Source organism: Parafrankia sp. FMc2 (assembly GCF_041008525.1).
Lineage (GTDB): Bacteria > Actinomycetota > Actinomycetes > Frankiales > Frankiaceae > Parafrankia.
The window spans coordinates 1-15,849 of record NZ_JBFLUG010000087.1 but is presented as its reverse complement, the minus strand read 5'-3'; the positions used below and the strand labels follow the sequence as shown (position 1 = coordinate 15,849).

The following is a 15,849-nucleotide window of genomic DNA, read 5'->3' as shown; positions in this document are numbered from 1 at the left end:
GCGCTCACACGAAGGATCACGCGGTTCGGGCCCACTCGGACCGAGACCCGTGGCCGGGTCAGCCACAGTGAGAGGAAGAGCCGTGCGGACGTCGACGCCGGACTGGTCGCGGAAGGTCAACCCGCTGCCCAGGGAGATCAACAGCCTCACCCGCTGGTCCACCGACGCCCCCGTGGGAACGTTGCTGGTCCTCGGAACGAACGGCGGCATGAGCGTCGCGCCGGACACCCGATTCCAGCTCGTGTTCGGGCGCTGCGAGCCGGACGTCCATGTGTGCGTCGGCGCGACGGACCAGTATGTCAGCCGTCAGCAGGGCTCCATCGTCCGGAAACAGTCACGCTGGGTACTGAGCAACATCGGGAGGCGACCGATCCGGCTGCCGCACTCGCAACGGCTGCTGATCGGCGGGGATACGGCGGAGCTCCCGGGCGGGTACACACCGCTGTTCGTCGTCAGCCCTGGGAAGGAACATCTCCTGGAAGTCCGCGTCGTCGACCGCCCGGCCGGAGGAGGAGCCGTTTCCCCGCCCGGACAGCCGACCTGGGACGGCGAGATCTGGCCGTTGAGCGCGCTCGAGAAGCTGGTGCTCGTCTGCCTCGCCCGGCAGTACCTCCGCGGCGACGCGCTGCCCCAGCCACTGACTTGGAAGCAGGTCGCGGCCGAACTGACCGCGCTACGGCCGGAGGAACGCTGGAGTGACAAACGAGCGGCGCACATCGTCGCCGGTGTCCGGAAAAGGCTCAGCCCGGCGGTCAGCGGCATCATGGAGACCGACATTCCCCCGCCCGCCGGTCACATGATCAACCACAATCTGATCGTGGAGCTGCTCGTCACCACCACGCTTGTCCGTGAGGATCTGAACAACCTGCTCGGCTGACCGATACCGCACCAGGTGTCCGGCGGGGAGGGTCTGCTGACCGCTGCTGGAACGCCGAGGCTGGAAGACGCAGGGCCACCTGCGAAGGGATTGTGGCTACGTGGCAATCTTTGCGAATATGGGTACAGAGGATCCCACCGCAGCGCCGGGCAGGCCCGCCCGGGTGAATGTGTTCGTCTCCTACACGGCGGCGGACAAGGCATGGGCGACCTGGGTCGCCTGGGTTCTGGAAGACGAGGGCCGCACGGTAGCGATCGAGGCGTGGGACGCTCCCGTGGGGACGAATCTCGTCTCCTGGATCGACCAGCAGATGACCCACGCCGAGCGCACCGTTGCGATCTGCTCCCAGGCCTACTTCGCCTCCCACTGGCGCACCCCGGAATGGACCACCGCCCTGACCGGGCAGACACTGATCCCGCTGTGGGTCGAGGACTGCACGGCCCCGCGGATGCTGGCCGCCATCGTCCACAGTGACCTGCACGGCATCGATGAAACCACCGCCCGACGGCGGCTGCTGGAGGCACTCGGCCTGACCGCCACGCCCCGAGCCTCGGACGGGTTCCCCGGCGGCCCCACCTCGGAAAAGCCTCCCTTCCCGGGAGCCGTCCCAGGAAAGGGCCCTTCAATCACGGGTTTCTGGAGGGGCATGGTGTCCCGGGCTCGGAGACACCAGAGGTGGGCGATCGGCGCCCTGTCGGTCACGCTTGTTGCTGTTGTGATCATCGTCTCGCTGAAGAGCTGTGAGTCCGAGGACCCCGAGTCCACCGCCACTGCGCCAACGTCAAGCGCACCTGCGATGCTCGGACAGTGCGAGGTCGTTACGATCATGACGGGCCAGGAGGGCAGCCCCTACAACAACTACGGTGACACCCTCGCCGGGATCATCGAGTCCGAGTATTCCGGCACCACGGTGAACGTCACGCCAACCCGCGGCAGTGCGCAGAACCTGGACGCTCTGCGCGATCCCAACGCACGCTGCACCCTTTCGATCGCCCAGTTCACCACCGCTGTGGACGCCCGCTACGGCGCGGGCCAGTTCCTCAACGCACCGATCGACAGGCTGCGTACGGTCGGGCCGCTGTGGTTCGACCTGCTCCAGCTGATCGTCCGTGCGGACTCCGACATCACCACGGCGGAACAGCTCTGTTCCGCCGGGGGGACCATCGCCACCGGACTTCAGACTTCCGGAACCGCCCAGATCGGAGACGTCCTCTTCCGTCAGATCAGGAACGCTGTCGGCCCCGACTGTCAACTCAGCCCGGTGCCGATGAGCCTGTCAGCCGGACTGGCCGAGCTCGGTGCCGGGAATGTTCAGGCGGTCCTGTGGTCGGGCGGAGCACCAACCAGCGAGATCCGTCAGGAAGCGACCCAGGGAGCGGGTATACGCCTGCTTCCGCTGAGCACCTATCGGGACGCAATGCAGGATGAATGGGATGGCTTCTATCGGCACGAGGCAGGCGACGACTTCGTACCCGGGCAGATCTACACCGCCGAACAGATCCGACCGCAGGACTATCCCGGCGCCGGCCCAACAGCCACCGTCGGTATCCCCAACGGCATCGTCGGGGCCGATTTCACCGATCCCGATCTGGTCGGCTACACCACCCGGGTCCTCCAGGAACATCGCGGTGAGTTCGAGCGTGCGATTTGGCCTGACGAAACCGAACGACACTTCTGGCCCATAAGGAGAACCGTCGGAACCAGCCCCGTCTACTGCTTCGTTCCTCTCCATCCGGCCGCGAAGAACTTCTACGAACAATCAAACATAAGTCCGAGATGCTCCGTGCCGACATCAGCGGCATCCCCAGGAGCGTCGGAGCAACCGGGACAGGCAGGGCCAGTCAATTGACCCGCCGACCCCAGGCGGCCGGATGCGTCAGGACGACCGCGCCCGGCGGTCGCCCGTTGAACCGCCGGGTGGCCTCCCGGAGGACCCGTGCCGGCGGCGGCGACCAGGTCGACACCTGCTGCCGTCGATCTCCAGCACGTCGGGTGCGCCGCCGGCGGCCGCGGTGACGGCCGCCGTGTAGGTGGTACCGAAATCAACAGCCGGGGACCAGTCGGCCACGTCGTTCTCTCCTTCGCCAGGTGAGCGATCCGTGGTGTGACGATGAGATCCGGTCGAATGTTCCCGTTGTCGGCTCAGCCGTCAGAGCGGCGTCCCGGTAACGATGGTGCTCGCCGTCGCGATGGGTGAATGCCAGACTTGGTCGATGGGGGCGGGCACGTCGGCGCGGGAATCACCGGTGGTGCTGGTGAGCCACGCGGTCTCCGATCGGCGCTGGGCCGAATGGCTGGCCTGGCGGTTGCAGGCGGCGGGATTCGAGCCGCTGCTGGAGGGGTGGCACGCGGTGCCGGGTGTGAACCGCCTGCGGTGGTTGAACGAGTCCCTCGTCCGAGCGGACCGGCTGGTGCTCGTGCTGAGTGAGAGCTACCTCGCCGAGGGCGAGGCGTCGCTGCCGTGGCAGAACGTCGTCGACCCGACCGGCCGCCAGGTCCGGGTGGTCCCGGTGAAGGTGGACGCGTGTTCCCCGCCGGGGCTGTTGGCCAACCTGGTGACTGTCGACCTGGTCGGTCTCGACGAGGAAAACGCCGCGGCCACACTGCTGTCCGGTCTGGGCGCGACCGTTCAAGGTTCCGCCGCGCCTACAACGGCACCACCGTTCCCAGGGATCCCCTTTTCCCGGGTTCTTCTCCCGGGTATCCGCCCGCTGTCCGGTCAGGTGGACGTCCTCTCGCCACCCCCGCGGGAGCTGCCCCCTCTCACCCGGTTCTTCACCGGCCGACAGCGCGAGATCACCGAGCTGCTGTCCGTCGTCGAAGCGGCCTGTCCGGACGGCGGCGGTGCGGCGATGGCCGGCGCGTCCGTGATCCTGGCCGTGCACGGAATGGCGGGGGTCGGCAAGACGACGCTGGCCCTGCACGCGGCGCACGAGCTCGCCGACCGGTTCCCCGACGGATGCCTGTTCCTGGACCTGCACGGGTCGACACCGTCGGTCGACCCGATGGAACCAGACGCCGCGCTGGGCGAACTGCTGCGTCGTGTGGGGGTGCCCGGTGAGCAGATTCCGCCCACGCTGGATGCCAGGGCCGCGCTGTACCGGGGCCGGCTGGCTGGCACGCGGACCTTGGTCGTTCTCGACAACGCGCGGTCCACGGACCAGGTTCTTCCCCTGCTTCCCGCGGCATCCGGATGCCTGGTGATCGTCACCAGTCGTCGTCGCCTCGCCGCGCTGGACGAGGCACGCTCGTGGCATCTCGAGGTCCTGCCCCTGCCGGCGGCCCGTGACATGTTCACCGCCGTGGTGGGCGCCGACCGGCTGGCCGGCCAGGACGACGCCACGACGCGGCTGGTCGACCTGTGCGGAAGGCTCCCACTGGCGTTACGGATCGCAGCGGCACGGCTGCGCGCCCGCCCAGCGTGGTCGGTCGCGGATCTGGCCGACCGACTGGCCGACCACCATGGCCCGCATGACCGGCTCGCCGCGCTGGAGGACGGCGAACGCGGGGTGGCCGCGGCCTTCGCCGTGTCCTACCGCGACCTCACCGGCGAGTCCCAGCGGATGCTGCGCCGTCTCGGACTGCATCCCGGGGTGGAGATGGACACCCACGCGGCGGCCGCGCTCGCCGGTGTCACACCAGCCCAGGCGGAGCGGGCCTGTGACCATCTCCTGGACGTCCATCTTCTCCTCGAAGCCGGACAGGACCGCTACCGATTCCACGACCTGGTGCGGGCCTTCGCGCGTGAACGCGCCGGCGACGAGGACTCCGAAGAGCTGTGTCTCCAGTCGACGGGCGTCCTGTTCGACCACTACGTGTCCACCGCCGCGGCGGCGGTCCGCCTGCTTTCTCCCACCGAGGTTGATCATCTGCCGCCGGTGCGCTCCCCTGACGCGCCGCCTCGGTGGAGCGGTGATCCGCGGGGTGCGCGACGCTGGCTTGATCTCGAACGCGCCAACCTGGTGCGCGTCGCCGCCCAGGCGAACGTTCACGGCTGGCGCCACGCCCTGGATCTGGCGGCGATTCTGTTCCGTTACCTCGACCTCGGCGCCCATCTGACCGAGGCGGTCGCCCTCTACACCGACGCCTGCGACACCGCCCGCACCCTCGGCGACCACGCCCAGCACGCACATGTGCTGACCAGCCTGGCAGGTATCTGCCGGCACCAGGGGCGGTACGCACACGCCGCCGAGAACGCCCGGGAGGCGCTCACGCTCTTCCAGAAGACCGGCGACGAACGCGGTGAGAGCAGGGCGCTCACCGCCCTGGGCATCATCTACTGGCGGCAGGGTCGCTACGACGAGGCCCTCACCCACAACCAGCGCGCGTTCGACCTGTGCCAGAAGACCGGCGACCAGCGGGGTCAGGCTCGCGCCCTCGGCAACATCGGCCACGTCCACTGGCGGCAGGGCCGGTACGCACTGGCCGTTGATCACCAGCAGTGGGCGTTTGAGCTGCACCAGCTGACCCACGACACCCGCGGACAGGCCCACGCGCTGGGCAACCTCGGCAACGTCTACTGCCACCAGGGCGAACACGACCTCGCGGCCGATCACCATCAGCGGGCCCTCGTCCTCTACCTGGCCCTGGCCGACCGCAACGGCGAGGCGGACTCCCTGACCAACCTCGGCCTCGTCCACCACGCGCAGGGCCGCCATGACGACGCCGCGCATCATCACCGCCGGGCCCTCGACCTCTACGAGGAGTTCGGCGACCGTAACGGCCAGGCCCGTGCGCGCAACGGACTGGGGGAGCACCTCCATGCCACCGGCCATCCCGAGCAGGCCCGTGACCACCACGCCCACGCGCTCACCCTGACGCTCGCCACCCAGGACAGCTACGAACAGGCCCGCTCCCACGCCGGCCTCGGCCGTGCCCTCGACGACCTCGGCGACCACGACACCGCCCGCGAGCACTGGCGGTCGGCCCGCGGCATCTACGCCGCACTCGACGCCCCCGAAGTCCACAAGGCCAACAAGGCACTGAAAGCTCACACCGAGCGGACTGCGTGTACCCGAGGCTGACACCCACCTGCGCCGCTACAGCGGACGGACTCCGCCTGGGTGGCCACGCCGCGGCCGAGCCGCGGCGATACGTGTGGGTGGCACAACGCCGCCCCACGCCCTAACCGCGCGCCGGCTGCTCGGTGATCTGGGCTTGGACCTCGGCGACCACGGCCTCGATCGCCGGTGCCCGGGCGGCTCCCCGGCGCACCACGATCGCGATGTGCCGGTGCAGCTGCTGGTCGGCGAGGGGGATCCGGGCGACCGGGAACTCCGGCCTGGACGGTACGAGGTCCGGCAGCAGGCTCACCGCCCACCCCGGAGCGACCAGGCCCAGGGCCGCCTGCAGGTCGTCGATCTCCGCGGCTGCGTCCGGCTCGAAGCCGGCGACGTGGCAGGCGTGCAGGGTCAGCCGGCCGAACGTGGAGGCCGGCCGAAGAATCCAGCGTTCCCCGGCGAACTCGGCGAGGCGCCGAGGGCCCGTACCGGCCAGCGGGTGGTCGGCCGCGACGGCGACCCGGATCGGATCGGATCCGAGTGGGATCTCCAGCAGGCCGGGGAGCCGGGGTTCGGGCACCTGGTCGTACCGGAACGCCAGGACCAGGTCGAGTTGCCCGAGGCGGACGGCCTGCCGGCCTTCCCCGGCCGCCACGCCCTGCAGAGTGATCCGCAGTCTCGGGCACCGCCGCTGTACCTGGACGAGTGCCCGGGCCAGCAACGGCGGGCCGTGGTTCAGCGAGACTCCGATGCGCAGGGCACCGCTGGGCGTGCCCGCCGTCTTCCCGATCTCCGTCTCGGCCGCTTCCAGTTCGGCGAGGACGGTTTCCGTGCGGGTTACCAGCACCCGGGCGGCCTCGGTGAGCGCGACGCTGCGGTTGGTCCGCTCCAGCAGCGGGGTCCCGACCTCACGTTCCAGTGCGGTGATCTGCTGGGAGACCGCGGACCGGCTGTAGGACAGGCTCTGCGCGGCGGCGGCGATGGAGCCGTGGGCGTCGATCTCTCGCAGGAGGACCAGTTTGCGCAGGTCGAGCATGCGTCACTCCCACTGACGGTCAGCGTCATCAATCGTCACGTCAGATTACGCCTGGGAACGGTTCGGGCCCGGGTTTGATGGGGGCGGCGGGCCGGCAGGGAGGAACGCCGCTCCGTGCATGGACCGACATCCGGGCGTCCCACCGCCGATCGGCCTTCCACTTTCTGGAGAATTCCGTGAGTCATCTGCTCCACCTCGACGCCAGCGCGCGACCGGGATCGGTCTCCCGTCGGCTCTCCGCCGCCTTCGCCGAGGTCTGGCAGGAGAACAACCCCACCGGCCGATACACCCACCGTGATCTCGCGGCACAACCACTCGCGCACGTGGACTCCGCCCAGGTTGAGATCATGACCCGGCTGGAGGCGGCCGGCGAGCGTGACCTGGACACCGCGCGGACCGCGGCGACGACGGAGACCGAGCGGGCGAGCTGGGCTGTGACCTGGCCGCTGGTCGAGGAACTGACCGCCGCAGACACGGTGTTGATCGGCCTGCCGATGTACAACTTCTCGGTGCCCTCGAGCTTCAAGGCGTGGTTCGACCGGGTGGCGATCCCGCCGCTCATCATCGACCAGGCGACCAACCAGGGGCCGCTGAGCGGCACCCGGGTCGTGGTCGTCACCGCTCGTGGCGGTGCCTACGGGCCGGGTACGCCCCGCGCCGGCTTCGACTTCCAGGAGCCGTACCTGAGGGCCGCGTTCGGCATGGTCGGTCTCGCCGACGACCTCACCTTCGTCCACGCCGAGTTGACCAAGTCCGCACACGTCCCGCGTCTGGCCGGTTTTCGGGAGAAGGCCGCCGACTCCTTGGCCGCGGCGCTGGACGCCGCCGCCAAGGCCGCCACGGCCTAGCCGCCACGGGGCCGGCCACACCGGACGCCCTGGTCGCGGACGGAGCCGGCTCCGTAGGTTGAGCGTCCGCGGGGCGGTGGGCGCTGTGACGGGTTTCCGGGCCGCGGCACCCAGACGGATCCTCCAAAGATTTCCGCTACACGTAAACAGACGTCCATCACCGCCACCTCTTCGTGTCGTGGCGTCGACCGCCTATTCAAACGTCGGGCGGTCACCGCGGCGGCGTCCACCGAAAATATTTTCCTTCCGGTGGACGCCGCCGCGTTTTGTCATGCCCGGAGAATGGAAGCCCAGCTGTTCGCGTGTGGCTTCTATCACCCTGGAAGGTTCCTTCACGGGGGAGCGGAAACATGCCTATCCTCGGGTGAAGTCGTCGATCGCGGCTCTGTCGAACGAAATCTCGGATGTGGGGAAAATCTCCCTCACCCGGCCGGAGGAGAAGTGGTTCTCCAATCGTTTCGCCGGCCCGTCAACACGTTTTACGACGGCTCTAATCCGGTATAGGAATATGTTCCTGCGACTGGCCGTGATGGTTGGCACATCCTGATACATCCTGACGCAGCCCATCGAAGCCCGGCGTCCGTGTGGGCGTCGAAAATCCACGGATCCCCTGTCCCTGTCCGCGTCCAGCCATGCCGAGACGCCGAAAGCGAGACAGTATGACCAGCGATCTCTCCGAAATCCCGATCCCCACCCCACCGCCCGCCGCCTCCTTCGACGCTCCGGTCACCACCGTCGCCGACCTGCTCCGGCGTGCCGCAGCGAACTGGCCGGACTCCACCATCCGGATCGTCTCCGCCCGACCGGCCGCGGATGACCCGGAGCAGTTCCGGTACCCGGACCTGCTCGCGCGGGCCCGCCGGGTCGCGGCCTGCCTGCGACACGCCCCAACGTCGCAGGCAGGCCGGGTCGCGCTGCTGCTGGACCGGCCATGGGAGTTCCTGCCGGTGTTCTGGGGATGCCTGCTCGCCGGGCAGGTGCCCTGCGTCGTCCCTACCGGCTCGGGTGACCCGGATGTTCGGGCGCGGCTGCTGCGTCACCTCGACACCCTCCTTGACCGTCCGCTCGTGGTCGCCGCCGAGGAGAGGGTCGAGGAGGTACGCCGGGCCGGGGAGCTGGCTGTGATCGGCGCCGAGGAGCTCATCCGGGCCGGTTCGCCCGCCGCCGGCGACCCGGAGGTCGTGGCGCCGAGCCCGGAGGACGTCGCGTTGCTGGTACTCACTTCGGGATCCACCGGTGCGGCCAAGGCGGTGCGGCTCACCCATGCCAACCTGCTCGCTGCCATGGCCGCCAAGGCACGGGTGCAGCAGGCCACCGCCACCGATGTGTACCTGAACTGGATCTCCTACGACCATGTCGCCGCGCTGCTGGAATGCCACCTGCTCCCGATGTCGGTCGGCGCGTGCCAGGTGCAAGTCGAACCCGACGTGGTTCTCGAGGATCCGGGGCGTTTCCTCGAACTCGCCGCCACCCACCGGGTGACAGTGACCTTCACCCCGAACTTTCTGTTCGGGCAGCTGGTCGGCAGCTTCGCCGAGGATCCTCGCCGTGACGCCCTCGACCTGTCCGCGCTGCGCACCGTCATCAGCGGCGGCGAGGCTGTGGTGACCGAGACGGCGACTGCTTTCCTCGATCTGCTCGCGCCGTCGGGTCTGCGTCGGGACGTGCTCGTCCCCGCGTTCGGGATGACCGAGACCTGCGCCGGCAGCGTCTACTCGTACGATTTTCCCGCCGCCGACAAGGGGAGTGCCTTCGCCGCGCTGGGCCGTCCGGTGCCGGGCCTGCGGATGCGGATTGTCGGCGAAGACGGCCCGCTGGTCGTCGACGGCGAGGTCGGTGAGCTCCAGCTGTCCGGCCCGATGGTGTTCGCCGGCTACCTCGACAACCCGGCCGCGAACGCGGCGGCCTTCACCGCCGACGGCTGGTTCCGCACCGGTGACCTGGGGCGGATCGACGACGGCCGGCTCACGCTGGTAGGCCGCAGCAAGGACAGCATCATCGTTAACGGGGTCAACTACTTCAGCCAGGATCTGGAGCCTGTGCTGGAGGAGCTCGACGGTGTGCGCCGCTCCTACGTGGTGGCCTTCCCGACCAGGCCACCGGGCGCGGACACCGAACAGCTCGTGGTCGCCTTCGTCCCGGACACCGCCGCGACCGGCCCGGCCCATGCCGCCGAGCTGCACCGGGTGGTGACCGCCATCCGCGGCACCACCATCATGCAGTGGGGGTTCCGGCCGGCTGTCATCCTGCCGCTGACCGTCGAGGACATGCCGAAAACCAGCCTCGGCAAGATCCAGCGGACGGCGCTGCGACGCCGACTGGAAGCGGGTGACCTGGCCGACCGCGAGGCTGAGGTCGCGGCGCTCACCCAGGCGCAGCTCGGCGGGTACACAGCACCGCAGGGGCGGACCGAGACGGCGCTCGCCGCGCTGTACGCGGAGATGTTCGCCCTGGATCCGGCGACTCTGAGCGCGACCGCCAGCTTCTTCGACATCGGTGGCACCTCGCTGGACATCCTCCGACTGAAGCGGTGGCTCGAACTGCGGATGGGTGTCCGCGACCTTCCGGTCTCCGCGATACTGCTGGCCCCCACGGTCCGCGAGTTGGCCACCCGGATCGACGCGGGCGCCCCCTCGGCCGCGACGGCCTACGACCCGCTGGTACCGCTGCAGCTCACCGGCACGAGGACGCCGCTGTTCTGCGTGCACCCCGGCGTCGGCGAGGTGCTCGTCTTCGTCAACCTGGCGAAGTACTTCACCAACGAGCGGCCGTTCTACGCGCTGCGTGCCCGCGGTTTCAACCCGGGCGAACCCCACTTCACCGACTTCGCCGAGATGGTCGGCTGCTACGTCGACGCCATCCGGCGCGTCCAGCCGCACGGGCCCTACGCCGTCGCGGGCTACTCCTACGGCGGGGCGGTCGCCTTCGAGATCGCGAAGGTGCTGGAAGCGGCCGGCGAACGGGTCGACTTCGTCGGCATCTTCAACCTGCCTCCGCACATCAAGTACCGCATGAACCAGCTCGACGTCACCGAGGGCGCCATCAATCTCGCGTTCTTCCTGTCGCTCATCACCGGGGAACAGGCGGCCGAACTCCCCGCCCAGCTGCGTCCGCTGCCCCTCGACGACCAGATGCGGGCGCTGGTCGCCCTCGCCCCCGAGGGTCGGATGGACGAACTCGACCTCGATCTCGCCGGGTTCACCGCGTGGGCCGCGCTCGCCCAGTCCCTGCTCACGATGGGCCGTTCCTACGAACCTTCCGGATCCGTCGGTTCGCTGACCGTCTTCTACGCGATCCCGCTGGTCGGAACCAAGGAGGACTGGCTGCGTGACCAGCTCCGGAAATGGGACGGGTTCACCCGGTCGGGGAACCGCTACGTCGATGTGCCCGGCGAGCACTACACACTGATGGGACCACGGCATGTCGCTCGTTTCCAGGCAGTCCTTCGGGCCGAACTGGACAGATCGCTGGACGGGCGCTGAGCCTGGTCCCGAACCGACCGGCCCCGAGCAGGCCGGTTCTGTCGGCTACCTCGGCCCGGCCGGCACCTTCACCCATCTCGCCCTGCTGCGCGATCCCGAACTGGCCCGCCGGCCCCACGTGCCGCTGCCGTCCGGCGACGGGGTACTCGAGGCGGTCGCCCGGGGCACGGTCACCGAGGGCATCGTGCCGTGGGAGAACTCGGCGGCGGGCCTGGTGGGCGGCATCGTCGACACGCTGGTCCGGCTGGCTGGCCAGGGCCTGACGCTGCGCCGGGACCTCGCGTTGACCGTCCGCCTGAGCCTGCTCGGCCGGCCCGCGGCCGACCCGGCCGCCCTGACCACCGTGGTGTCCCATCCGCACGCGCTGAGCCAGTGCCGGGCCTGGCTCAGCGCGCACGCCCCCCGCGCGCTGGCGGTGCCGGTGGACTCCACAGCCGCCGGGCTGACCCGGGTCGTCGCGGACCCCTCGGGACGGACCGCGGCCGTCGGGGCCGGCGCCACGGGTGTGCCGGTGCCCGGCATCGTCGAGCTCGCGGCGGACATCGACGACGTGCCCGGTGCCGAGACCCGGTTCGTCGTGGTGGGCCGTGGGCCGTCCCCGCATGGCCAGACCGGCCCGGGGCAGACCCCGGACCGGGTCGGCACGGGCACGCCGCCAGCCCGCACCGTGCTGGCCTGCGTCCGGGCCCACCACGGCGACGGGTCGCTGTGGGATCTACTCACCCCGCTCGCCGACGCGGGAACGCGGCTGCTGCGGTTCGAGTCACGGCCGACCGGAACTGCGCTGGGCTCCCACTACCTCCTGGTCGAATGCACCGGCGACGTCGCCGACGCACCGCTGGCGACCATGCTGCAGGCCCTGCGCGCCCGGGACGTCGGTGTCACGGTCCTCGGGGTGCTGCCCCGGTCCCATCCCCACCGGCCGGGGCTGATCCCCGGCTCACGGAACCCGTCCGACCGGACCCGTCGGGCGGCTCCTCCCACCCACCCATCCCTCCGCGGGAACGAGAGGCAGACAATGATCAGTGAGAACGCGGCGATCGGTGAAAGGAAGGCGGACGTCCCGACCCTCGGGGATCCGCCCCTCCCCGACTCCATCGCGGTCTGTCGCGCCCTCATCGACGAGGTGGACGAGCAGATCCTTGCCCTGATCACGCGACGCCGGCAGATCTCCCGGGAGGTCCAAACACGGCGGATGGCGGCCGGCGGGCCGCGCGTCGAGCTGGACCGGGAGAACGCGGTCCTGGCCCGGTTCGCCGACCGCCTGGACTCGCCCGGCCGCGACCTCGCACTCGCCGTCCTCTCCCTGTGCCGCGGTCCGGTCCCTGGACAGGGACGCCGGCCGTGACGGGCGCAGCGGCGCAAGATGGGGTGACCGGTGCGAAAATCCTCATCACCGGTGCCACCGGTCAAGTCGCCCGGGGTGTCGCGGAGTCACTCGCCGCCGACAACGAGGTCTGGTGCCTCGGCCGCTTCGCCGATCCTGTTGTGAAGGCTGAGCTGCGTGGCCTGGGCCTGCGGACCTGGCACTGGGACATGGCCCCAGACGATCCGGGCGACGACGGGCTGGCCGGCCTGCCCGACGACTTCACCCACGTCCTGCACTCCGCGGTGGTGCGCGGGGATGGAACCGACTTCGAGTCCACCGTGGAGCGCAACGTCGTCGCGACCGGGCGGCTGATGACGCACTGCCAGCGGGCGCGGGCCTTCCTGTTCGTGTCCACCGGCGCGATCTACGCGCGGCTGACCCGAGAGCACCTGTACACCGAGACCGACCCGCTCGGCGGCCAGGCCCCGTGGCTGCCGACCTACCCGGTCGGCAAGATGAGCACCGAAGGGGTGGTGCGCGCCTTCGCTCAGACCCTGGGCCTGCCCACCGTCATCGCCCGGCTCAACGTCGCCTACGGCCCGCACGGGCACGGCGGAGTCCCGGTGCTGTTCCTGCGCCGGATGCTCGCCGGGATGCCGATCGAGATCCCGCGTGGGGACGGGAACTGGTGCTCGCCCATCCACTCGGACGACATCGCCCGGCAGGTTCCGCTGCTGTGGTCGGCGGCCTCGGTGCCGGCCGCCGTCGTGAACTGGGGTGGGGACGAGGCGGTCAGTATCGAGCAGATGATGACCCACGCGGCCGAGTGCACCGGGGTACCCGTGACCTTCGCCCCCAGCGACGTCACCCGCGACACCTGCGCCTACGACAACACCCGCCGCCGGGCACTGATCGGCGGCTGCGAGGTCGGCTGGCAGGACGGCCTGCGGCGCACGCTCGCGCACCACTTCCCGAACCTTCCGGGACCGGCGGGCCCGTCGACCTCGGTCACCCGGATCGACGAACCGGCGGACAACGCCGACCGGGTCCGGGCCGCCTACGCGGCATTCCGGGCACGCGATGTCGACAGCGTCCTGACGCACTTCTCCCCGCAGATCGCCTGGACGCACCCGGACGGCCTCGACCGTTACGGCCTCGGCGGGACGGAGACCGGTCACGATGGGGTACGGGCCTTCATCGCCCGAGTACCGGGTGTGTTCGCCGAGCTCCGCCCGGAACCGATGGAGATCATCGGCGTCGGTGACCGGGTGGTGGCGTTCGGCCGGCACCACATGACTGCGCGCTCCGGGCGGTCGTGCACCGTCCCGTTCGTACACTCCTGGACGTTCGCCGACGGTCTGGCGGTCCGCTTCGAGGACACCTTCGACACCGCGCCCGTGCTGGAGATCCTCGACCAGCCGGCGGACCCTGCCTTCGCGCACGTCGCCGACGGCCGGCCGGGATCGGATCCCAGGAAGAGCTGGACACACCCGCAGTCCGGCGTCGCGCGGCGCGGTGACGAACAAAGCGTCGTCGGTGGCGTGGACGGCGTCTGAACGGAGCGAAACCACAGTCCGTCCCCCCACGCCCGCCTGGGGGGACCAACGCGAGTTCGGCTGAATCCCAGCGGCGTTCAACCGTGTCTTCCACGCTGTGTGGGCCTCGGGCACCGAGCGCTCGTGCGGCTACAGGGGCGCCACACCCAACGATTGCTCTCGGTAAAAAATCTTCGGGAATGGAGAATTCTCGGGTGAACGCGGGTGGAGAGTAGGCGCTCGTGCCTATGTCTTGACCGCAGCCAGGGACGATAGCAGCAGCTGATCTGCCTGGGCGACTGTCGGATCCGCGCGATGTGTCTGCCAGGCGCCGCGGATCTGGCTGAGGGTCCGGTGTAGGCGTGCGGACTTCACCACTGTGAGGTCGTCTGTGAGGTGCAGGAGCGTGGCCGCGGCTGCTTCGGGTCGGCGTTGGCGGATCTGTACGGTCGCGAGCCGGGTTCCGATGAGTGCGCGGGTCCGGCGTTCGTCGGGTCTGCGGGCGGCGGTGGACGCGGCGAGGTGTTCCTCCGCGCCGGACAGGTCGCCCATGTTCAGCAGCGTCAGTCCGACTTGGTGTTCGAAGCCTTCGCGGCGGTAGTTGCCGGTCAGGTCGGACGCTGGTGGGCTGTCGGCGCGTTCGAGGTCTGTTTCGGTGCTGGCCAGCAGTCGGATCACCCGGCGTGGGTCGTGGCCGGTGGCGGCGAGCGCCTCGGCGCGCATGCCGTTCACCCATGCCCGGGTGCGGGCGGGTGCGGTGTTGTGGAGGGCGTCGGCGGCGGCGTCCGCGAGCGCGAGGCCGTGGGCCGCGTGTCCCAGTTCGACCGCTTGGGAGGCCAGGGAACGTAGTGCGGTGGCCCGCATCAGGGGGGCGTCGGCTTCGGTGGCGAGCCGGACGGCCTGGATGTAGTAGCGCTGCACGAGCCCGGGTTGGAGGTCGTCGGCGGCCATCCATCCGGCGAGGTAGGTGACCTCGGCGGCGGCGGTGAACAGGTCCGCGCGGGTCGGGCCGGACGCGCCCTGGAGTAGGGGGGCGACGTCGTTGACGAGGTAGGCGGCGACCGCCGAGCGGGCGTGTCCGCCGCCGAACAGGTCGTCGATCTGACCGAAGTACGCGGCCATCGCGCGGACCCGGGTCACGTCGGCCGGACCGACCCGGAGCGACGTGCCAGGCCGGGTGGCTGGTCGGGTCGCGGGTGGAAGTGGGGTAGCGGCGGCGGCCAGCGAGTAGAGGCCGGCCGTGACTGCCGCACGTCTGTTGAGCATGTCAGTCCGTCCCAGGCGGATGACCCAGGCGACGGGGTCACCGCGCCAGGGGTCCTCGGAGTGCGCATCGCGGGTTGGGGAGCCCGATGACCAGCCTAGGTCAGCCGGGGTGAGCGCGGGCCGGTCAAGGAGGCGAGCGAATGCTTCCACCGCAGCAGGAATGATCGCCGACTGGGGGTCGGCGCCGTTGAGCCATCGTGCCAGTGACGCGGCGGTGCACCGCGTTTCGGCGCCGTTTTCGCCGCTAACGCGGCGGATCATAGCGGCGATAGTGGTGTACTAACTAGAAACTAAGTTATCGGAGCGTTGGTCGGTCGGCGTCGAGATTCTGAGAATGTCGTGAGATAATTGAATCATGGAACAAGGGTCGGCGGGCTCAACCCGTCAGTGCATCAACCGCTCTGCGACAGTAGCAGCTGATTGAGCCTTTCGGCGGGCGTGTCCCAGTTCAACGTCTGCCGCGGGCGACGGTTCAGCAGGTCAGCGACACGGTCGA

General features: G+C 69.8%; 9 protein-coding genes and 1 pseudogene. 8 read left to right on the top strand and 2 right to left on the bottom strand.

Annotated elements, in window-relative coordinates; all coding sequences use genetic code 11:
- Positions 1-82: 82 nt before the first annotated feature.
- The 3 genes from AB1460_RS24595 (at position 83) to AB1460_RS24585 (ending at position 5,901) form a co-directional block, all read left to right on the top strand.
- Entirely contained in the window at positions 83-877 is a 795-nt protein-coding gene (locus tag AB1460_RS24595; RefSeq protein ID WP_368964447.1) for a hypothetical protein, read from the top strand.
- A 118-nt stretch (positions 878-995) separates the two neighbouring features.
- The gene (locus AB1460_RS24590; RefSeq protein ID WP_368964445.1) at positions 996-2,726 is read left to right on the top strand and encodes a TAXI family TRAP transporter solute-binding subunit; all 1,731 of its coding nucleotides are present in this window, start codon (positions 996-998) and stop codon (positions 2,724-2,726) included.
- Positions 2,727-3,123: 397 nt separating this feature from the next.
- Positions 3,124-5,901 carry an ATP-binding protein gene (locus tag AB1460_RS24585; protein ID WP_368964443.1) on the top strand — a complete coding sequence of 926 codons (2,778 nt, stop codon included), beginning with the start codon at positions 3,124-3,126 and terminating at the stop codon, positions 5,899-5,901.
- Positions 5,902-6,001: 100 nt separating this feature from the next.
- Here AB1460_RS24585 and AB1460_RS24580 read toward each other — a convergent pair whose 3' ends face one another.
- Positions 6,002-6,913 carry a LysR family transcriptional regulator gene (locus tag AB1460_RS24580; RefSeq protein ID WP_368964441.1) on the bottom strand — a complete coding sequence of 304 codons (912 nt, stop codon included), beginning with the start codon at positions 6,911-6,913 and terminating at the stop codon, positions 6,002-6,004.
- 176 nt (positions 6,914-7,089) lie between these two features.
- On the opposite strand from AB1460_RS24580, the gene AB1460_RS24575 reads away from it, so the two are divergent.
- From AB1460_RS24575 to AB1460_RS24555, 5 genes and pseudogenes are all read left to right on the top strand, one after another.
- A complete protein-coding gene (locus AB1460_RS24575; RefSeq protein WP_368964439.1) occupies positions 7,090-7,761 on the top strand; it encodes an FMN-dependent NADH-azoreductase in 672 nt (223 codons plus the stop codon).
- Positions 7,762-8,420: 659 nt separating this feature from the next.
- Complete coding sequence (locus AB1460_RS24570; protein WP_368964437.1) at positions 8,421-11,243, top strand: alpha/beta fold hydrolase; 2,823 nt, start codon at positions 8,421-8,423, stop codon at positions 11,241-11,243.
- Positions 11,182-12,591 carry a chorismate mutase gene (locus tag AB1460_RS24565; RefSeq protein ID WP_368964435.1) on the top strand — a complete coding sequence of 470 codons (1,410 nt, stop codon included), beginning with the start codon at positions 11,182-11,184 and terminating at the stop codon, positions 12,589-12,591. The genes AB1460_RS24570 and AB1460_RS24565 overlap by 62 nt, the downstream gene beginning before the upstream one ends.
- A pseudogene (locus AB1460_RS24560) lies at positions 12,588-13,526 on the top strand (NAD-dependent epimerase/dehydratase family protein); the annotation flags it as partial. The gene AB1460_RS24565 and the pseudogene AB1460_RS24560, both read left to right, overlap by 4 nt.
- A 42-nt stretch (positions 13,527-13,568) precedes the next feature.
- Positions 13,569-14,108 (top strand): nuclear transport factor 2 family protein, encoded by a 540-nt coding sequence (locus AB1460_RS24555; RefSeq protein ID WP_420497351.1) that lies wholly within the window; start codon positions 13,569-13,571, stop codon positions 14,106-14,108.
- A 225-nt stretch (positions 14,109-14,333) separates the two neighbouring features.
- On the opposite strand, the gene AB1460_RS24550 is transcribed toward AB1460_RS24555, so the two are convergent.
- Positions 14,334-15,353: a hypothetical protein gene (locus tag AB1460_RS24550; protein WP_368964433.1), complete on the bottom strand. Its 1,020-nt coding sequence runs from the start codon at positions 15,351-15,353 to the stop codon at positions 14,334-14,336.
- Positions 15,354-15,849 lie beyond the last annotated feature (496 nt).